Genomic DNA, 18713 nt, shown 5'->3' on the forward strand with positions numbered 1-18713 from the left:
CACCCACCCGGTGGAACAGTCGACCCCATCAAGATCTGACGGTTCGTCAGAAACTCACGAGGAAAACTCACGAGGATGGTGAACCTCCTTGGAATTCGGTCTCTTTGTACAGGGATACGTGCCCGCCAAGCGGGCCAAGGTCGACCCCGAAGCGGAGCACAAGGCACTCATCGAGGAGACCGAGTACGTCATCCAGGCGGACAAGTCCGGCTTCAAGTACGCCTGGGCCTCCGAGCACCACTTCCTGGAGGAGTACTCGCACCTCTCCGCCAATGACGTCTTCCTCGGCTATCTCGCCCACGCCACCGACCGCATCCACCTGGGCTCCGGGATCTTCAACCCGCTCGCCCCGGTGAACCACCCGGTCAAGGTCGCCGAGAAGGTCGCCATGCTCGACCATCTCTCCGAAGGCCGCTTCGAGTTCGGGTCCGGGCGCGGCGCCGGGTCGCACGAGATATTGGGCTTCATGCCGGGCGTCACCGACATGAACCACACCAAGGAACTCTGGGAAGAGACCATCGCCGAGTTCCCCAAGATGTGGCTCCAGGACGAGTACGTGGGTTTCCAGGGCAAGCACTGGTCACTGCCGCCCCGCAAGATCCTGCCCAAGCCGTACGGGAAGTCGCACCCGGCCATGTGGTACGCCGCCGGGTCCCCCCCTTCGTATGCGATGGCGGGCAAGAAGGGGCTGGGGGTCCTCGGCTTCAGCGTGCAGAAGGTCTCCGACATGGAGTGGGTCCTGGAGTCGTACAAGACAGCCGTGAAGGAAGCCGAGCCGGTCGGTGACTTCATCAACGACAACGTCATGGTGACCTCCACGGCGATCTGCGCGGAGACGCACAAGAAAGCCGTGGAGATCGCCGTCGGCGGCGGACTGAACTATCTGCAGTCCCTGCTCTTCCGCTACCACGACACCTTCCCGCGCCCCGAGGGCATCCCCGAGTGGCCCGAGCTGCTTCCCGAGTACAGCGAGGAGATCATCGAGCTGCTCATCGCCGAGGAGCTGATGATCTGCGGCGACCCGGACGAGGTGCTCACGCAGTGCAAGCGGTGGGAGCAGGCGGGCGCGGACCAGCTCAGCTTCGGTCTGCCCATCGGCATCTCGCCCGAGGACACGAAGAACACGATCAAGTTGATCGGTGAGCATGTGATTCCGAAGATCGATACGGATCCGGTTCACCGGACGTCGCGCTTCCGCCAGGCGGGGACTTCCTGACCCCCCTCCAGCTGCCCCGGCCTTCCCTTCCCGGACGGAGGCCGGGGCACCCTCAACTTGGCACCGACAACCCACCGTCAAGGGGGACGACCTCGTCATGCTCGACCACCTCATCAAGGGCGCGACCGTAGTCGACGGGACCGGCGCCCCCGCCCGCATCGCTGACGTAGGGATCAAGGACGGGCGCATCGCCGTCGTCGCCGAACCCGGCACCGTCACCGAGCAGGCCGCGACCAGCGAAGACGCCCGGGGGCGCATCCTCGCGCCCGGGTTCGTCGACCCGCACACCCATTACGACGCCCAGCTCTTCTGGGACCCGTACGCGACGCCCTCCCTGAACCACGGCGTCACCACCGTCGCGGGCGGAAACTGCGGCTTCACGCTCGCCCCGCTGAACCCCGCGCGTCCCGACGACGCCGACTACACGCGGCGGATGATGTCCAAGGTCGAGGGCATGTCCCTGGTGGCCCTCGAAGAGGGAGCGCCGTGGTCGTGGAGCTCGTTCGGCGAGTATCTGGACGCCCTGGAGGGGCGCGTCGCCGTCAACGCGGGCTTCATGGTGGGGCATTGCGCGCTGCGGCGGTATGTGATGGGCGCGGATGCCGTGGGCGGGCAGCCCTCCGCCGAGCAGTTGGAGGAAATGCTGCGGCTCTTCCATGACGCCATGGACGCGGGCGCCTGGGGTCTTTCCACCACGCAGTCGTCCACGCACTCCGACGGCGACGGACAGCCGGTGGCCTCGCGGCACGCGAAACCCGACGAGCTGCTCGCGCTCAGCCGGGCCGTCGGCGAGCACGAGGGCACGCAGTTGGAGGCGATCGTCGCGGGCTGCCTGGACCAGTTCAGCGACGCCGAGATCGATCTGCTGGTCGAGATGAGCGCCGCCGCGGGGCGGCCGCTCAACTGGAACGTCCTGACCATCGACGCCGCCGTGCCCGAGCGCGTCCCGCGCCAGCTGACCGCCAGCGAACGCGCCCGCGGGGCAGGCGGCCGGATCGTGGCCCTGACGATGCCGATCCTCACCCCCATGAACATGTCGCTCGGCACCTTCTGCGCCCTGAACCTGATCCCCGGCTGGGGCGACGTCCTCGGCCTTCCCGTCCCCGAACGCATCGCCAAGCTGCGTGATCCGGACGTCAGGGGCGAGATGCTGCGGCGCGCCGACAGCAAGGAGGCCGGGGTCTTCCGGCGGCTCACGCACTTCGACCGGTACGTCATCGGGGACACGTACTCCAAGGAGAACGAAGGCCTCACCGGCCGGGTCGTCGGCGACATCGCCGCCGAGCGCGGGCAGGAAGCCTTCCAGTGCGTCGTCGAGATCTGCGCCAACGACGACCTGCGTACGGTCCTGTGGCCCATGCCCTCCGACAACGACCCCGACTCGTGGGCCCTGCGCCGGCAGACGTGGCAGCACGAGGACGTCATGCTGGGCGGCTCCGACGCGGGCGCGCACCTGGACCGCATGTGCGGCGCCCCGTACACGACCCGGTTCATCGGGGACTGCCTGCGGGGCCGCAAGCTCGTCGGCCTCGAACAGGCGGTCAAGATGCTCACCGACGACCCCGCCCAGCTCTTCGGGCTGCGGGACAGGGGCCGCATCGAGGAGGGCTTCCACGCCGACCTCGTCCTCTTCGACCCGGAGCGCATCGACGCGGGCAAGGCCACGCTGGTGCACGACCTGCCCGGCGACAGCCCGCGCCTGGACTCCAAGGCCATCGGCGTCAACGCCGTCTGGGTCAACGGGGTCGAGGCCATCCGCGAGGACCGGGTGACGGGTGCGACGCCCGGCACGGTGCTGCGTTCGGGCCGGGACACCAGGACGGTGAGCACCAAGTGAGTGGTCAACTACCCGCTGGTGAGAGGCTGTTCATCGGCGGCGAGTGGGTCGAGCCCGATGGTGGCCACTACGAGGTGATCAACCCGGCGACGGAGGAGGTCGTGGGCCTCGCCCCGGAGGCGACCCGCGAGCAGGTGCACGCGGCGGCCGGCGCCGCCCGCGAGGCCTTCGCCACCTGGTCGCGTACGACACCGGAGGAGCGGGCCGCGGTCCTGGACCGGGCGGCGGAGATCATGCAGCGGAACCTCGCCTCGTACGCGGAACTCGCCCAGGCCGAGAGCGGCGCGACGACCGGCACCGCGCGGGGCATGCAGGTCGCGGTGTCCGTGGCGCGCTTCAAGCGATACGCGAAGGGCGCCCTCGAACCGGTCGAGGCGGCCCTTCCCCCGCAGATCAACGAGGCGGGACCGATGGGGAGGGCGGGCGTCGTGGGGGCGCTCACCGTCCGCCAGCCGGTGGGTGTCGTCACCTGCGTCACCTCGTACAACAACCCGTGGGCCAACGCGGCGGGCAAAGTGGCGCCCGCCCTGGCCATGGGCAACACGGTCCTCGTGAAGCCGGCCCCGCAGGACCCGCTGTCCGTGTACCGGATGGCGGCGGCGCTTGAGGAGGCCGGGGCGCCGCCGGGAGTGGTGAACGTGGTGAGCGGCGCGCGCCCCGAGGTCGGCGAGGCGGCCGTCGACTCCCGGGACGTCGACATGGTGAGCTTCACCGGCTCGACATCGGTCGGGCAGCGGATCGCCGAGGTGTGTGGCCGCGACATGAAGCGTCAGCTGATGGAGTTGGGCGGCAAGGGCGCGGCGCTCGTCTTCGAGGACGCGGACCTGGACTCGGCGGTGTCCGGGATCGGCACGACGTACGCCTTCTACAGCGGGCAGATCTGCACGGCTCCGACGAGGGTGATCGCGCATCGCGCGGTCTATGAGGACCTGATCGAGAAGCTGAAGGGCTACATCGGCTTCATGAAGGTCGGTGATCCCCGGGAGCAGGGGACGGTCGTCGGGCCGGTGATCTCGGCGGCCCACCGGGACCGCGTCGAGTCGTACGTGGAGCTGGGGCGGAAGGAGGGCGCCCGGGTCGTCGCGGGCGGTGAGCGCCCGGCGGGGCCGGGCCTGGACCGCGGCTTCTACGTCGCTCCGACGCTGCTCGCGGACTGTACGAACGACATGCGGGTGGTCCGGGAGGAGATCTTCGGCCCGGTCGTGGTGGTGGTGCCCTTCGAGGACGAGGAGGAGGGCATCGCGCTGGCCAACGACAGCGACTACGGCCTTCTCGACTACGTCTGGTCGGGCGATGTGGCCCGCGCCTTCCGGGTCGCGCGGCGGCTACGGGCGGGCGGGGTCGGCGTGAACACGATCGGCCGGAACATGGAGGCGCCGTTCGGAGGGTTCAAGAAGAGCGGGGTGGGCCGGGACGTGGGGTCGTACGCGCTGCACGCGTACAGCGAGATGCAGTCGATCGTGTGGCCTGGGTGACGTCCGTCATGTGGGACCCGAGATGCTGCTCGGGAAATTTTTGAACTGGGGCAAAACGGACAGTGCTGCGGTTCCCGCATACCGGACAGTCTGGCTTTTGCCTGTAGATGGATGACGGCTGGCGCGCGGCGGCCGGTAAAGCAAAGGCGCCTGTCCCCTTTTCTCCATCGGTTGCAAGGCGAGCGATCCGGATGTTCATCCTCCGTATGTGGAAACCGCAGCCCTTAACGTCCTGTTCATGACCCAGTTGGACGTACGGCCCCAGGCCGGAGACACGGTAAGCGGCGCCCCCGAGGGGGGCGTACGCGCCAAAGGCCTGGGCGGGAACTCCGTCGGCCTCATGGGCAGCGCCGTCATCGGCATCTCCACTGTCGCCCCCGTCTACTGCCTGACGTCGACCCTCGGCTCCACGGCCGGCGAGGTCGGCCTCGCCATGCCCGCGGTCTTCCTCGCGGGCTTCCTGCCGATGCTCCTGGTGGCCTTCGCCTACCGCGAGCTCAACAAGGCCATGCCGGACTGCGGCACGTCGTTCACCTGGACGGTCAAGGCCTTCGGCCCGCGGATCGGCTGGATGTGCGGCTGGGGCCTCGTCATCGCCACGATCATCGTCCTGTCGAACCTGGCGGGCGTGGCGACCTCGTACTTCTGGCTCCTGGCGGGCGAGATCACGGGCAACGACTCGATAGCGGCCCTGGACGACAACAAGGCCGTCCACATCCTCACCTGCCTCGCCCTGATCGCTGCCGCGACGGCGATCAGCTATCGGGGAATGACGGCCACCAAGGGTGTTCAGTACGCGCTGGTGGGGCTTCAGCTCGTCGTCCTCGCGGTCTTCGTGGTGATGGCCTTCCAGAAGGCGGGCAGCGCCCAGTTCCCCCTCTCGCAGGACTTCTCCTGGTCGTGGCTGAACCCGTTCGCGGTGAAGTCGTTCTCCTCCTTCACCGCGGGCCTCTCGCTCGCGATCTTCATCTACTGGGGCTGGGACGCGTGCCTGGCCGCCAACGAGGAGACGACCGGCAGCGACAAGACCCCCGGCCGCGCCGCGCTCATCGCGATGGTGGTCCTCGTCGGCTCCTACCTCGCGACGGCCATCGCCGCGCAGATGGTGGTGGGCGCGGGCACCAAGGGCCTGGGCCTGGCCAACCCCGACACCTCCGACAACGTCTTCGCCGTCCTGGCGGGCCCCGTGATGGGCCCGACCCTCGGCGTCCTGCTCTTCGTCGCGGTCCTCGCGTCGGCCGCCGCGAGCCTGCAGACGACGTTCATCCCGGTGGCCCGCACGGTCCTCGCCATGTCCTCGTACGAGGCGCTTCCGCCGTCGTTCTCCCGCGTCCACCCGCGCTTCAAGACGCCGGGCCGCGCGACGGTCACGGCGGGCGTCGCGACCGCCGTCTTCTACACGGTCATGACGCTGGTCTCCGAGCACGTCCTGGTCGACACGATCTACGCGCTCGGCCTCATGATCTGCTTCTACTACGCGCTGACGGCCTTCGCCTGCGCCTGGTACTTCCGCCGCGAACTGTTCTCGTCCGTGCGGGACTTCGTCTTCAAGGGGCTCCTCCCGATCCTCGGCGGCGTCCTGCTGACCGGCGTCTTCACCAAGACCCTGATCGACATGTGGAACCCCGCCTACGGCAGCGGCTCCTCCGTCTTCGGCGTCGGCTCGGTCTTCGTGATCGGCGTGGGCCTGCTGCTGCTCGGCGTGGCGATCATGCTGGTGATGGGCCGCAAGAGCCCGGCGTTCTTCCGGGGCGAGGTCCTGAAGAGGGACACGCCCGCGCTGGTCGTCGCGGACTGAACCCTGGCCCGGCGTGACCGCCGGTGAGGGGCTGGCCGCGCAGCTCCCGCGCCTTTCAGGGGCGCGGGGAACTGCGCGAGCAACCACGACGCACCTAGTTCCGGCCCAGGAAAATCGGGTTCGTGAAGGCCCTCAGCGGCCCCGGAAGGCCCGGCGTCACCGGTGCGTGGCGGACCTCGGCCCGTACGTACGCGGCGTACGAAGGCGTCGTGCGCCACTGGGCCGTGCCGGTCCCGGTGGCGGGGATCGCGGGGCTGGTGAAGAGGACGCCCTGGTCCGTCACGAAGCGGATCGTGCAGCCCGGGGCTCCCGTGACGTCCAGGCGGACCGTCACGGGGGTGTCCTGCTCGACGTGGAGGCGCTCGCCGATGCCCGCCTGCTTGCCCCTGCCGCCGGTGGCGGTGAACGTGAGCGAGACCTTCTTGGACTCGGCGACGTAGCTGTGGCCCGCGCGGATGCCCGCCTGGATGGCGTCGCGGCTCAGGTCGTCCGCGAGGACCACCGTCTGCGGGGTGCCGATGGGGTCGGGATCGCGGTGGGCGTCGCTGCTGCCCATGGCCGGGACCCAGGGCTTGCGTCCGCGCACGGCGGCGACCAGGGTGCTGTCCCAGTCGGCCAGGGAGATCTCGTCGTCCGGGGTGTACGCGCCGTTCCACACCTCCACCGCGTCCGCTTCCCCGAAGCCGAACTTCCAGTTGCAGCCGATGCAGGTGGCGTGCGGGTGAGCGGGGACGACGAGGCCGCCCGCGTCGCGGATCTCGCGGGCGTACTTGCCGAAGCGGTTGTCGCGGGCGCGGTAACGCCAGTCGATGAACGTGCCGGGATCCGTGCCGAGGGCGACCAGGTGGCCGTTGCGCGTGGTGACCTCCTCGCCCAGCATGATGAGGAGGTCATCGCCCGCCTCCTCGGCCCAATGAGCGTGCGCCGAGTGCGTGTTGTGCTCGGAGGAGTTGATGAAGTCGAGGCCGGCCGCGCGCGCGAGCGCCGCGATCTCGGCCGGGGTGCGCCTGCCGTCCGAGTACCAGGAGTGCAGGTGGCAGTCGCCGCGGTACCAGGCGCGGCCCCGCCCCTTCGCCCGCTCCGGCGGGTAGACGGGCCTGGGCGTCTTGCCGGGCGCCCCGTACTTGAGGGTGATCGTGACCTCGTAGGGCAGACCCTGGGGTGCGACGGTGTAGGGGCCGAGCGCGATGTTCCAGGTGCCCGCCTTGACCGGGCCGGGGATGTAGCCGGGGGTCGCGTCGTCGGCGCGGATGAAGAACTCCGTGCGCGCGCCGCCCGACCAGCCCCGGAATCCCTTGCCGCCGAGTGCGGTGCCGCGCTGGTCGAAGATGCCGATGTCGAGGGCGTTGCCCTGCGTGCCCGCCGGGACGGTGACCTTCTCGTAGGTGTACGCGACGTGGATCTCCCGTACGCCGCCAGGGACTTCGACCGGCAGGTACACGAAGTCGGGTGACCCGGTGGGCAGCGTGCCGCGCACCACCTTGGTCTCGTCGCCACTTCCGGATTCACGCCCTGCGGCGCTCGCGAAGCTCACGCTGTTCAACGTAAGCGCGGCGGCGGCTCCCGTCACGAGCAGACCGCGCCGGTTCAGGGGCGTGTTGGCGGGTCTGGCCCGGTGGTGTTCGTCCTCGCACATGTGTCGGCTCCCCAGGGTGTCGGAAGGGACTGCAGGGCAACCCTGGTATTGAGCCGTGAACTGCACGGCAAGGGAAGGCAATTGACAGACTTACGGCCGGTGTCGGGCTTTGCGCACGCGGCGGACGGCGATCATGACGATGATGATGATCGCGATGACGGCGATGATCCCGATGATCAGTCCCATCCCGCCCTTGGACTTCTTCTTTTTCTTCTTCTTGGGCTTGGACTGCGCCTCGTCGGCCGCCTTGGTGTCCGCCCGGACGGTGACGGCCCCTGTCGTGTACGCCGTCGAAGCGGGAGCAGAAGCAGAAGCCGTGGCCGAAGCCGACACGGCACCGGCCCGCGGCGTGGCCGCGTGGACCCCCGCGGAAGCGGTGCCTCCCAGCAGCGCGCCGAGCAGCAGCAGTACGGTCGCCAGGCGAAGTCGCATGATGGAGCCCCCCAATTCCCCCGGAACTCGCCGGAATAGTCCGGTTCTGGCGGATCCTAGGCCACTGGGCGCCCCCGCGCCTAGGAGCTCGCGCCCGCGGCCCGCAGCACGGCGGCCGTCTCCTCGTGCCCGCCCTGCGTCGCCCATCGCAACGGGGAACATCCCGTGCCGTGGTCCTCGCGCAGGTCGGGGTCGGCTCCGTGGGCGAGCAGTTCGCGCACCGCGTCGGTGTGACCCCAGCACGCGGCCCCGCACAAGGGCGTTCCCTGGTCGCCGTGGCCGCTCTCCGCGTCGGGATCGGCGCCCGCCTCCAGGAGCACCCGGACGGTGGACGCCGCGCCGTGGACGGACGCGCCGTACAGCGGTGTCGTGCCGTCGGCGTCGGGCTTCTTGGGGTCGGCTCCCGCCCGCAGCAGGGCCTTGACCTGTGCGGTACGGCCCAGTCTCGCTGCCACGGCCAGCTGTTGTGTCTGTTTCTTGCGTCGTCTTCTGCTCATCGGGCGCCAGGGTAGTTCGGGAGCCGCGCGGAGTGGTCGGATTTTCCGCTCCCCCGTGCGGTGGAGGCCCGGCGCTCGTGATCGGCCCGTACGCCGATGTGACGGGACCGCACCCACGGCCAGCATGATGCCCATGCTGAAGATGAGCGCTCTCCCCGATGTCCCCCGGTGGGCCGTGATCGCCGCCCACGCCGTACCGCTGGCCACCCTGCCTTCGGGGCTGTGGCGTGTCGCCCTGGTCGCCGGGCTCCCGGTGGCCGACATGCCGGTGGAGGGCTGGGGCGAGATGCTCTACGTCCTGGGGCTCAGCGTCGTCTCCGAGTGCCTCGCCCTGCTGACGCTCGGACTGGTGCGGGGGTGGGGCGAGGTCGTGCCGGGGTGGATACCGCTGCTCGGCGGGCGCCGGGTGCGGCCGCTCGCCGCGGTGATCCCGGCGCTGCTCGGGGCCGCCGGGCTGTTCCTGATCACTGGCTGGTTCGTGTACGCCGCGTACGCGGACCTGGGCCCCGGCGTCACGGACAGCGTGGCCAAGCAGACACTCCTGATGGTCTGCTACGTGCCGCTGCTCCTGTGGGCTCCGCTGCTCCTCTCGGTGACGGTCGCGTACTACAGGAGGCGGACGCGGGGTGCGGGCGCGGCATGGACCCCCGGGCCGCTGACGGCTGGTAAGTGAGATCCGCTCCCGTACGAGAACGATGTACGGGAGCGTTATGGCTACGCACGCATACGCAACCGGAGGACACCCCATGCGAGTTGCCGCCAGCCTCTACCTCACCGATCAGACCATCACCCCCATACGCCTGGCCCAGGAGCTGGAGCAGCGCGGCTACGCGGCGCTGTACCTCCCCGAGCACTCCCACATCCCCGTTTCCCGCGAAACCCCGTACCCCGGCGGTGAACTGCCGCCCGAATGTGCCCGGATGCTGAACCCGCTCGTGGCCCTCGCGCAGGCCGCCGCCGTCACGGAGCGGCTCGGGCTCGGCACGAACATCGCGCTCGTCGGGCAGCACGACCCCATCGACCTCGCCAAGCAGATCGCGACCCTCGACCATCTCTCCGGCGGCCGGTTCACCCTCGGCATCGGCTACGGCTGGAACAGGGAGGAGGCCGCCGACCACGGCACCGAGTGGCGCACGCGGCGCGCGCTGGTGAGGGACCGGATGGCGGTCATGCGGGCCCTGTGGGCCGATCAGCCGACGGCGTACGAGGGGGAGTTCGAGAGTGTGCGCGCCAGCGATGCGCACCCCAAGCCGGTCCGCGCGCCCCGCCCCCGCAAGGAAGGCCCGCTGTACGGGCCCCGCACCCTCATCGGCGGGGCCGCAGGGCCCAAGCTGTTCGCACACATCGCGGAGTACGCGGACGGCTGGCTCCCCATCGGCGGCGGCGGTCTGCGCGAGAACCTGCCCGCTCTCCGCACCGCGTGGACCGACGCGGGCCGGGACCCGGCCGACTTGTACGTGGCGCTCTCGGCGGTCGAGCCGACCGAGGGCAAGCTCGCCCACTACGCCGAGCTCGGCGTGGACGAGGCCATCGTGCAGCTCCCGGCGCGTGGGGAGGCGGAGGTGCTGCGCACGCTGGACGAGTACCAGCGATACGTGCCTCTCGCACCCGCCTCCCGCGAACGGCACTGACCTGTAGCTGTTTCTCTGAGCGGTCGCTCGTATGCTCGGACGCATGACCAACAGCGCGCCGCAGGACAAAGCACCCCAGGGGCCGACCCCAGCGCCGGCACGGCCCACCGCGAACGCCATGCGTCGCGCGCTCAAACGCGCCAGGGACGGCGTCGCGCTCGACACGGCCGAAGCCGCCGTGCTGCTCCAGGCGCGGGGTGACGACCTGAAGGACCTCGCCGCTTCCGCCGCGCGGGTGCGTGACGCGGGGCTCGCGGCGGCGGGGCGGCCCGGCGTCATCACGTACTCGAAGAGTGTCTTCATCCCGTTGACCCGCCTATGCCGGGACAAGTGTCACTACTGCACGTTCGTGACCGTGCCGGGCAAGCTGCGGCGTGAGGGCCACGGGATGTTCATGTCTCCGGACGAGGTACTGGACATCGCGCGGCGCGGAGCCGAACTCAGCTGCAAAGAAGCCTTGATCACCCTTGGGGACAAGCCTGAGGACCGCTGGCCGGAGGCGCGCCAGTGGCTGGAGGCGGAGGGGTACGACGACACGATCGCCTACGTGCGTGCCATCTCGATCCGCATCCTGGAGGAGACGGGCCTGCTGCCGCACCTCAACCCCGGCGTCATGACCTGGACCGACTTCCAGCGCCTCAAGCCGGTCGCGCCGTCCATGGGCATGATGCTGGAGACCACGGCCGATCGCCTGTGGAGCCGGCCGGGCATGCCGCACTACGGCTCCCCGGACAAGGAACCAGCCGTGCGCCTGCGGGTCCTTGAGGATGCGGGCCGGTCGTCCGTGCCCTTCACCAGCGGGCTGCTCATCGGGATCGGGGAGACGTACGAGGAGCGGGCCCAGTCGCTGTTCGCCCTGCGTCGCGTGTCGCGTTCGTACCACGGCATCCAGGAACTGATCATCCAGAACTTCCGCGCCAAGCCGGACACGGCGATGCGCGGCATGCCGGACGCCCAGATGGACGACCTGGTCGCGACGGTGGCCGTGGCCCGGCACATCATGGGTCCGGCGGGCTGTATCCAGGCCCCGCCGAATCTGGTCGACGGGGAGTACGCGCGCCTGATCGGCGCGGGCATCGATGACTGGGGCGGCGTATCCCCGATCACGATCGACCATGTGAACCCGGAGAAGCCATGGCCGCAGCTGGACGAGCTGGCCGAGCAGTCGGCGGCAGCGGGCTTCCGCCTGGAGGAACGGCTGTGTGTGTACCCGGAGTTCGTGCAGCGCGGCGAACCCTGGCTCGACCCGCGCCTCCTGCCGCACGTGCGCGCACTCGTCGACCCGGAGACGGGCCTGGCGAACGCGGACGCCCGGCCGAGCGGCCTGCCCTGGCAGGAGCCCGACGAGGGGTACGTCGCCTCTTCGGGCCGCACGGACCTGCACCGCACGATCGACACGACGGGCCGTACGTCCGACCGCCGCGACGACTTCGACGAGGTGTACGGCGACTGGGAGGCCCTGCGCGAGCAGGCGGCGCCCGGCATGGTGCCCTCGCGCATCGACGGAGACGTACGGGCGGCCCTGAAGACGGCGGCCGACGACCCGACGCGCCTGACGGACGAGCAGGCCCTGGCCCTGCTGCACGCGGACGGTCCCGCCCTGGACGCGCTGTGCGGTGTCGCGGACGACCTGCGCAAGTCCGTGGTCGGCGACGACGTCACGTACATCGTCACGCGGAACATCAACTTCACGAACGTCTGCTACACCGGCTGCCGCTTCTGCGCGTTCGCCCAGCGCCGTACCGACGCGGACGCCTACACGCTCTCCCTGGACCAGGTCGCGGACCGGGCCCAGCAGGCGTGGGAGGTCGGCGCCACCGAGGTGTGCATGCAGGGCGGCATCCACCCGGACCTGCCCGGCACCGCGTACTTCGACATCGCGCGGGCCGTGAAGGAGCGCGTGCCGGGGATGCACGTGCACGCGTTCTCGCCGATGGAGGTCGTGAACGGCGCGACGCGGACGGGTCTTTCGATCCGGGACTGGCTCAGCGCCGCGAAGGACGCGGGCCTGGACTCGATCCCCGGCACGGCGGCGGAGATCCTCGACGACGAGGTGCGCTGGGTCCTGACGAAGGGGAAGCTGCCGACGGCGACGTGGATCGAGGTGGTCAAGACGGCCCACGAGCTGGGCATCCGCTCCTCGTCCACGATGATGTACGGGCATGTGGACCAGCCGAGGCACTGGCTCGGGCACTTCCGCACGCTGGCCGCGGTGCAGCGGGACGCGCTGGCCAAGGGCGTGGCGGGCTTCACGGAGTTCGTGACGCTGCCCTTCATCCACACGAACGCGCCGGTGTATCTGGCGGGCATCGCGCGTCCTGGGCCGACCACCCGCGACAACCGCGCGGTGGTGGCGATGGCGCGGCTCCTGCTCCACCCGCACATCCCGAACATCCAGACCAGCTGGGTGAAGCTGGGCACGGAGGGTGCGGCGGAGATGCTGCGTTCGGGCGCGAACGACCTGGGCGGCACGCTGATGGAGGAGACCATCTCCCGGATGGCGGGCTCCAGTTACGGCTCGTACCGCTCCGTCAAGGATCTGATCGCGATCGCGGAGGAGGCCGGTCGTCCCGCGAAGCCGCGGACGACGCTGTACGGGGAGGTGCCGCTGGAGCGCCAGGAGGCGGCCGCCGCGTCGGACGGCCACCTCCCGGAGTTGCTTCCCGTACTGGACTGACTCGGGGGACAGGTCAGCCCCTCGGGGGCGGGGTCAGGAGAGTTCGCCGCCGAAGCGGGCTCCCGCCTCCGGGGTGCCGAGCGAGGACGGGCTGAACGACGTGATGTTGGCCGTCGTCAGGCCCGTCTTGGAGCCACGGAACAGCCAGGCGGCGCCCGAGTCCTTGGTCGTGCCGTCCTCCAGCGGGACGCCCACGGTCAGGTCGGCGAGGCCGTCCTTGTTCACGTCGGAGAGCTTGACCTCGGTGCCGAAGTTGTCGCCGGACTCCGAGACGCCGGGGACGGCGGCCGTGGACTGGTTGAAGGCCTGGGCGCCGGTGCCGCTCAGGCCGTTCGCGCCGCCCTTGAGGAGGACGACGGCGCCCGTGTCCCCGGCGGAGTCGATGTCCTCGCCGGGTACGCCGACCGCGATGTCCGGGTAGCCGTCACCGGTGACGTCACCGGCGGAGAGCGAGTAGCCGAACTGGTCGCCCCTGTCGTTCAGATCGGGGTCGCCCGGCTCGCCCACGCCGGGTACGCCCGCGGTGTCCTGGGTGATCTTCGCGGTGCGGGTGGAGAAGCCGGACGCGGAGCCGTAGACGACCCGGACGGCGCCCGCGTCGTAGACCTGCATCTCGGAGACCTCGTCGACCTCGCGGGCCACCAGGTCGCCGTACCCGTCCTTGTCCACGTCGGCGATGACGCCGTTCGTCGTGAACTTCTTCGTCGGCGTCGACGTCTTGGCGAGGCCGTCCTTGCCGCCCTTCCACAGGCGCGAGGAGTACTGCATCTCCTCGAAGTCGTGGCTGGTGACGAGGTCGTCGGCGCCGTCACCGGTGACGTCGCCCACCATGAGCTCCCTGGGGCCGTCGTCGCCGTTCGCGACGGACGAGGTGGAGGCGGGCTTCCCGTCGCGGGTGAACGGGCCGTAGTTCACCTTCAGGGTGTCCTGCGAGTTGACGACGAGGTCGGTCTTGCCGTCGCCGTTGAAGTCGCCTGCCTTCAGCCCCGTCGTGTACTGGTCCGGCAGCTCGCTGCCCTGGGTCAGGCCGTTGGCGGAACCCCAGATCACGACGTTCTTGGGGCCGTTGTTCACGGTGAGGTCGGTGTATCCGTCGCCGTCCAGGTCGGCTGCCTCGGTGCTCGCACCGAAGGCGCCGCCTTCCTCGGGGTCGCCGGGCACGCCCGCGGTGGTGCGGTTGATCTGCTTGGCGTGCGCGGTGTCGGCGCCGGACGCCGAGCCGTACACGATGGATACGTAGCCGGCGCCGGCCTTGCCGTTCACGGCGCCGCGGTACGCGGAGACGGCGAGGTCGGCGTATCCGTCGTGGTTGAAGTCGGTCACGGGCTTGCTCGCCGCGACGGGCGCGGCGGCGGCGGAACCCGCCGTGGCCACGACGGCGAACGGGGTCGCGAGCGCGGTCACCGCGACGGCGGCTATGAGTGAGCGACGCACTGGTCCTCCTGCGGGGGAAACTTCTGTGACACAAGAGAAGACGGGCGCCTGAGGCAAGTGGTTGTACACCGCAGGTTCATCGTTACGACGCCCGGACATTTCCGTTACGGAACCTGACGTTTTCCTCGCTCAACTCCTGTCCCACGTAAAGCAGTTCAGGCTCAGGCCATGGCGAGCCGGTCCACCAGCAGCTCCACCCTCGGCTCGATGTACTCCGGCGGCAGCCGTCCCGCCCGGGTCAGGGTCGCCAGGCCGTGCAGGGACGCCCAGAACGTCTCGGTGAAAAGCCCCGGGTCGACGCCGTCCCCGGCCACCTCGCCCAGGCTCTCCAGCAGCGCGGCGAAGGCGTCCTTGAGGGGTTCCGGGGTGTCCTCGTGCGCGAAGGCAAGGCCACCGTCGAGCTGGAACAGGGCGTCGTAGACCGCCGGGTTGCGTGCGGCGAAGTCGAGGTAGGCGCGGGCGAGAGCGGCGACGCGCTCGCGGGGGCTGTTCGCGCGGGAGGCCGCGGCCCGCACCGCCATGGCCATCTCCGCGGCGCCTTCGAGGGCGACGGCGCCGATGATCTCGCGTTTGCCGCGGAAGTGGCTGTAGAGGACGGGCTGGCTGTATTCGATGCGCTCGGCGAGCCGCCGGGTGGTGACCGCGTCCCAGCCCTGCTGCTCGGCGAGTTCGCGGGCGGTCGCCACGATGAGGCGCTCGCGCTGTGCCCGTTCGCGCTGCTTGCGTTCCTGTACCGACATGACTGAATCCTAGCATCGCTAGACAATCGAGCGGCAGCAGCGCTAGCGTTGCCTCATCACCTAGCAACGCTAGATTCTGGATTCCAGGGGGATCATCATGCTCGACGCACTTGAGGTCATCACCACCGTCTCCGTCGGCGTGATGGTGGGGGTGGAGTTCTCCGTCGCCTTCGTCATCAACCGGATCCTCGACGCGCTCCCCGAGGACAGCGGCCAGCTCGGCCGCGCCCACGGGGGCAGGATGCTCGGCGCCGTGATGCCGGTCTGGTACATCACCTCGGTAGCCCTCGTCGCGGTCTGGGCCATCGCCAGATGGGACCACCACGGCACCGGCCTCGTCGTCACCGCCGGCGCGCTGCTGATCCTCAGCGTGATCATGTCGATCCTGCTGCTCGTCCCGATCAACAACCGCAGCAAAAAGTGGACGCCTGAGAACCGGCCCGCCGACTGGAAGGAGCAGTCGAACCGCTGGGACCGCTTCCACTACGTCCGCGTCGCCGTCATCATCGCCGCCTTCGCCCTGCTGGTCACCGCCCTCGCCTGAGCGCTAGGCGGATGCGGTCGCGTAGGTGAGGAAGACCGCCCAGGTGCTGTTCGCGAAGGCGAGTTGGGGGCCCTGGGCGTTCTTGGAGTCGCGTACGTGGATGGTGCGGGGGGTGGGGGCGATTTCGACGCAGTCGGAGCCAGCTTCGTTGCTGCTGTGGCTGCTCTTCCGCCAGGCCACCTCCAGGCAGTCGGGGCCGTCATCCGTGCTGTAGCTGCTCTTGAACCACTCCAGCTCGGGATCGTCTCCGCCCGAGGGCTTGAGGGTCATGTCTCTCCCCGCACTTTGTCGATGAAGGCCAGCGACTCCTGTGGTGTCAGAGCCTGTGCCCGGATGATGCCATAGCGCATATCAAGGACCTGGATATCCTTCGGGTCAGAGATCACACGGCTGATGAGCTGGACCTCGTTGTGCCCAAGCGTGCTCCCGTCCTTGAGCTTGAGCAGCCGGAACGAGCCGCCGAGGCCAGAGTTCTCCTCGCGGCCCAGAGGCAGCACCTGGAGATCGACGTTCCGCAACTTGCTCACCTCGCACAGTCGGTCGAGCTGCCGCCGCAGCACCATTCTGCCTCCGATGGGGCGACGCAGCGTCGACTCACACTGCACGAAGCTGAAGACAGGCAGGCCTGTTGAGTCGCTCAGGATCTCCTGGCGGGCCATACGGGCGGCCACCCGTTGCTCCAATTCCTCCGAGGCGAACGGGGGCCGCCGATTGCTGAAGACTGCACGGGAGTACTCCTCGGTCTGCAACAGGCCGTGGACAACGGAGTTGTTGTACGCCCCGAGTTCGACCGCTTGGGCCTCCAGCTTCGCCAGGTCCCGGACCTTCTTCGGGTACCGAGCCTCTGTCAAGTCCTCGCGCATCGCGGCGATCTTGCCGCCCGCCCCCAGCACCTGATCCGCCTTGACCAAGAACTCCGGCCGAGGAATCCGCTTCCCCCGCTCGATCTTGTAGACCAGGTTCTCGCCATACCCCACGGCCCTGCCGAACTCGGCGGCTCCCAGCCCAGCAGCCTCTCGCCAGAGTCTGATCTGGCGGCCGACAGCAACCACCGTCCCCGACTCGTCCTCGGGATCAACGTCCCAGCCGGGCTCATCCGTACTGTCAGTGTTCACCGTGTCCACCTCCGCCGTGTCGCCCGTCCCTAACGGTGCTTACATACGGAGCGTCACGCCGGACAGGCTGTACAGGTCGGGACAGCCGTTGGACAGTCACGTACGCACGGGCGTCATCGCTGTTCAGCGTACGCACGCCCCGCCACGCTGAGTGACATGAACCCAGAAGTCACCCAAACCAGCACCCACGCCACCCGCACCCGCACCCACCGGTTCACCGTCCTGCTCTCCGCAACGCGAAGAGGCGCCCGCCTGGCGAGGCTGCTCACGGAGCGTCAACTCGCCGACTGGCAGAACCCGTCCGAGGCGGCGGAAAGCGTCGTCGCCGAGCTAGCGGCAAACGCGGTGCTCCACGGCCAAGTGCCGGGCCGAGGCTTTCGGCTGACCCTCACGCTGGACGCGACCCGCACGCTCCGTATCGAGGTGACTGACCCCCGGGGTGACCGGCTCCCACGAACCCCGGACCCGGCCGGAGGCGACGCGGAGTCGGGGCGAGGGCTGCTCCTCGTCGCGGCGTACGCGGACCGCTGGGGCGTGGACGAAGGCCCAGCCCCCTGCAAAACCGTCTGGGCGGAGCTCGCGCTGCTACCGGATTGCGGCGCGACGTGACCCGGTCAGGCCCGACGCCAAAGACAAAGAACCAGGTAAAGGGCTTGGGGGAAACCCCACCCCACCCCGCCCGTATCGCGCCGTCACCCACAAGAGTGGTCATCGCCAACACGGTTGGCGCTCAGGGGATTTCGTGGTGCAACGTCAGCCGCGACAGAACGCAAGACAACCGAACATGAGACGGCCCCCGCCGGGACGGCAATCCCGAACGAGGGCCTGACCACCGAGGAAGAGATAGAGGCTCCCCTCCATGGCTGAACAGCAGCCTAGCGCGCCCCTGCGCGCCCGCACCGGACGTACGCGGACCGGACTTGACCACGTGGTGGAACGCCACAGCGAACAGTTCACCGTGGTCGGAAACCACCTCGCCCAGCACTCCGAGCTGTCCCTGACGGCGATCGGTCTCGCGACACACATCCAGTCGCTTCCCGGTGGCACGCCGGTCGGCATCAAGGCTCTGGCCGCGAAGTTCCCCGAAGGGGAGACGCGCATCGCCTCCGCCCTGCGGGAGTTGGAGGCGCACGGGTACTTGTCCCGCACCAAGGAGCGGCTCCCGTCCGGCCGGATCGTGACGCGTACGACGTCGTACAACACGCCTCGCCCCGAGCAGCGAGAGCACCCCGAACCGGCGGCACCTGAGCCATCAGCAGCACCGGCCACGAACCCGCTCCCCGCCCCGGACACACCCGTCGACCTCGAAAGACACCGCACCGCGGCGGAGCTACTGTCCGGCCTACGCACCCTCGCCCCACGGCTGCTGCTCACCGAGCGCGACGTACGCCGCCTCGTACCGGCTGCCGCCGCCTGGCTGGAGCGTGGCGTGGCCGCAGCGGACGTACAGCTGACGCTGGCGTCCGGACTGCCACCGGAACCCCTGCGCCGCCCCGCGGCCTTCCTCGCCCACCGCCTCACGGCCCTGCTGCCCCCAGCCGCGCCCCCTGCGCCGAAGGCGCCCCGCCCCGACCCGCTCCAGACCTGCGAAGCCTGCGACCGCGCCTTCCGCTCTCCGGGGCCAGGGCAGTGCGGGGACTGTCGTACTTACGGCGCGGTAGCGGCGTGATGGCCGTGAACG

The 18713-nt window shown here is 69.6% G+C and carries 17 protein-coding genes; 10 read left to right on the forward strand and 7 right to left on the reverse strand.

All coding sequences use genetic code 11. From position 1 onward, the window contains the following. Nucleotides 1–88 precede the first annotated feature (88 nt). The 4 genes from AB0I94_RS10645 (at nt 89) to AB0I94_RS10660 (ending at nt 6326) form a co-directional block, all read left to right on the forward strand. Nucleotides 89–1216, forward strand: a complete 1128-nt coding sequence (locus tag AB0I94_RS10645) for an LLM class flavin-dependent oxidoreductase (protein ID WP_363309119.1) — start codon at nt 89–91, stop codon at nt 1214–1216. Between the two features lie 97 nt (nt 1217–1313). Continuing rightward, nucleotides 1314–3053 (forward strand): D-aminoacylase, encoded by a 1740-nt coding sequence (locus AB0I94_RS10650; protein WP_363309120.1) that lies wholly within the window; start codon nt 1314–1316, stop codon nt 3051–3053. Continuing rightward, a complete protein-coding gene (locus AB0I94_RS10655) occupies nt 3050–4528 on the forward strand; it encodes an aldehyde dehydrogenase family protein (RefSeq protein ID WP_363309121.1) in 1479 nt (492 codons plus the stop codon). Before AB0I94_RS10650 ends, AB0I94_RS10655 begins: the two co-directional genes overlap by 4 nt. A 238-nt stretch (nt 4529–4766) precedes the next feature. Beyond that, complete coding sequence (locus tag AB0I94_RS10660) at nt 4767–6326, forward strand: APC family permease (RefSeq protein ID WP_363309122.1); 1560 nt, start codon at nt 4767–4769, stop codon at nt 6324–6326. 94 nt (nt 6327–6420) lie between these two features. Here AB0I94_RS10660 and AB0I94_RS10665 read toward each other — a convergent pair whose 3' ends face one another. The 3 genes from AB0I94_RS10665 to AB0I94_RS10675 all read right to left on the reverse strand — a co-directional run bounded on the left by AB0I94_RS10665 (nt 6421) and on the right by AB0I94_RS10675 (nt 8891). Further along, nucleotides 6421–7962 (reverse strand): CehA/McbA family metallohydrolase, encoded by a 1542-nt coding sequence (locus AB0I94_RS10665; RefSeq protein WP_363309123.1) that lies wholly within the window; start codon nt 7960–7962, stop codon nt 6421–6423. A gap of 90 nt (nt 7963–8052) precedes the next feature. Further along, complete coding sequence (locus AB0I94_RS10670) at nt 8053–8394, reverse strand: hypothetical protein (RefSeq protein ID WP_363309124.1); 342 nt, start codon at nt 8392–8394, stop codon at nt 8053–8055. Between the two features lie 80 nt (nt 8395–8474). Continuing rightward, on the reverse strand, nt 8475–8891 hold the full coding sequence (locus AB0I94_RS10675) for an ankyrin repeat domain-containing protein (RefSeq protein WP_363309125.1): 417 nt from the start codon (nt 8889–8891) through the stop codon (nt 8475–8477). Between the two features lie 133 nt (nt 8892–9024). Between AB0I94_RS10675 and AB0I94_RS10680 the strand changes: the two genes are divergently transcribed. The 3 genes from AB0I94_RS10680 to AB0I94_RS10690 all read left to right on the forward strand — a co-directional run bounded on the left by AB0I94_RS10680 (nt 9025) and on the right by AB0I94_RS10690 (nt 13199). Then, complete coding sequence (locus tag AB0I94_RS10680) at nt 9025–9564, forward strand: hypothetical protein (RefSeq protein WP_363309126.1); 540 nt, start codon at nt 9025–9027, stop codon at nt 9562–9564. A 73-nt stretch (nt 9565–9637) separates the two neighbouring features. Beyond that, nucleotides 9638–10522: a TIGR03619 family F420-dependent LLM class oxidoreductase gene (locus tag AB0I94_RS10685; RefSeq protein WP_363309127.1), complete on the forward strand. Its 885-nt coding sequence runs from the start codon at nt 9638–9640 to the stop codon at nt 10520–10522. 43 nt (nt 10523–10565) lie between these two features. Then, entirely contained in the window at nt 10566–13199 is a 2634-nt protein-coding gene (locus AB0I94_RS10690) for a bifunctional FO biosynthesis protein CofGH (RefSeq protein WP_363309128.1), read from the forward strand. A 33-nt stretch (nt 13200–13232) separates the two neighbouring features. Here the strand turns inward: AB0I94_RS10690 and AB0I94_RS10695 are convergent, their stop codons facing one another. Together AB0I94_RS10695 and AB0I94_RS10700 are read right to left on the reverse strand one after the other, a co-directional pair. Continuing rightward, nucleotides 13233–14633, reverse strand: coding sequence for an FG-GAP-like repeat-containing protein (locus AB0I94_RS10695; RefSeq protein WP_363309129.1), 1401 nt, complete (start codon nt 14631–14633; stop codon nt 13233–13235). A 161-nt stretch (nt 14634–14794) separates the two neighbouring features. After that, nucleotides 14795–15373, reverse strand: a complete 579-nt coding sequence (locus tag AB0I94_RS10700; RefSeq protein ID WP_363309130.1) for a TetR/AcrR family transcriptional regulator — start codon at nt 15371–15373, stop codon at nt 14795–14797. A gap of 97 nt (nt 15374–15470) precedes the next feature. Here AB0I94_RS10700 and AB0I94_RS10705 point away from each other — a divergent pair, with 97 nt between their 5' ends. Next, nucleotides 15471–15917, forward strand: coding sequence for a DUF1772 domain-containing protein (locus tag AB0I94_RS10705; RefSeq protein ID WP_363309131.1), 447 nt, complete (start codon nt 15471–15473; stop codon nt 15915–15917). Nucleotides 15918–15920: 3 nt separating this feature from the next. Here the strand turns inward: AB0I94_RS10705 and AB0I94_RS10710 are convergent, their stop codons facing one another. Continuing rightward, nucleotides 15921–16187, reverse strand: coding sequence for a DUF397 domain-containing protein (locus tag AB0I94_RS10710; protein WP_363309132.1), 267 nt, complete (start codon nt 16185–16187; stop codon nt 15921–15923). Further along, entirely contained in the window at nt 16184–17032 is an 849-nt protein-coding gene (locus tag AB0I94_RS10715) for a helix-turn-helix transcriptional regulator (protein ID WP_363309133.1), read from the reverse strand. The genes AB0I94_RS10710 and AB0I94_RS10715 overlap by 4 nt, the downstream gene beginning before the upstream one ends. 156 nt (nt 17033–17188) lie before the next feature. Between AB0I94_RS10715 and AB0I94_RS10720 the strand changes: the two genes are divergently transcribed. Together AB0I94_RS10720 and AB0I94_RS10725 are read left to right on the forward strand one after the other, a co-directional pair. Then, nucleotides 17189–17641, forward strand: coding sequence for an ATP-binding protein (locus AB0I94_RS10720; RefSeq protein ID WP_363309134.1), 453 nt, complete (start codon nt 17189–17191; stop codon nt 17639–17641). 250 nt (nt 17642–17891) lie between these two features. Further along, on the forward strand, nt 17892–18701 hold the full coding sequence (locus AB0I94_RS10725; RefSeq protein ID WP_363309135.1) for a helix-turn-helix domain-containing protein: 810 nt from the start codon (nt 17892–17894) through the stop codon (nt 18699–18701). Nucleotides 18702–18713: the final 12 nt, after the last annotated feature.

The organism is Streptomyces sp. NPDC050147 (genome assembly GCF_040660195.1).
Classification (GTDB): Bacteria; Actinomycetota; Actinomycetes; order Streptomycetales; family Streptomycetaceae; genus Streptomyces.

Coding starts and splice junctions, on each gene's coding strand:
- AB0I94_RS10650 (WP_363309120.1), top strand. CDS start 1,314: ATGCTCGACCACCTCATCAAGGGCGCGACCGTAGTCGACGGGACCGGC.
- AB0I94_RS10660 (WP_363309122.1), top strand. CDS start 4,767: ATGACCCAGTTGGACGTACGGCCCCAGGCCGGAGACACGGTAAGCGGC.
- AB0I94_RS10665 (WP_363309123.1), bottom strand. CDS start 7,962: ATGTGCGAGGACGAACACCACCGGGCCAGACCCGCCAACACGCCCCTG.
- AB0I94_RS10670 (WP_363309124.1), bottom strand. CDS start 8,394: ATGCGACTTCGCCTGGCGACCGTACTGCTGCTGCTCGGCGCGCTGCTG.
- AB0I94_RS10675 (WP_363309125.1), bottom strand. CDS start 8,891: ATGAGCAGAAGACGACGCAAGAAACAGACACAACAGCTGGCCGTGGCA.
- AB0I94_RS10680 (WP_363309126.1), top strand. CDS start 9,025: ATGCTGAAGATGAGCGCTCTCCCCGATGTCCCCCGGTGGGCCGTGATC.
- AB0I94_RS10685 (WP_363309127.1), top strand. CDS start 9,638: ATGCGAGTTGCCGCCAGCCTCTACCTCACCGATCAGACCATCACCCCC.
- AB0I94_RS10690 (WP_363309128.1), top strand. CDS start 10,566: ATGACCAACAGCGCGCCGCAGGACAAAGCACCCCAGGGGCCGACCCCA.
- AB0I94_RS10700 (WP_363309130.1), bottom strand. CDS start 15,373: ATGTCGGTACAGGAACGCAAGCAGCGCGAACGGGCACAGCGCGAGCGC.
- AB0I94_RS10705 (WP_363309131.1), top strand. CDS start 15,471: ATGCTCGACGCACTTGAGGTCATCACCACCGTCTCCGTCGGCGTGATG.
- AB0I94_RS10710 (WP_363309132.1), bottom strand. CDS start 16,187: ATGACCCTCAAGCCCTCGGGCGGAGACGATCCCGAGCTGGAGTGGTTC.
- AB0I94_RS10720 (WP_363309134.1), top strand. CDS start 17,189: ATGAACCCAGAAGTCACCCAAACCAGCACCCACGCCACCCGCACCCGC.
- AB0I94_RS10725 (WP_363309135.1), top strand. CDS start 17,892: ATGGCTGAACAGCAGCCTAGCGCGCCCCTGCGCGCCCGCACCGGACGT.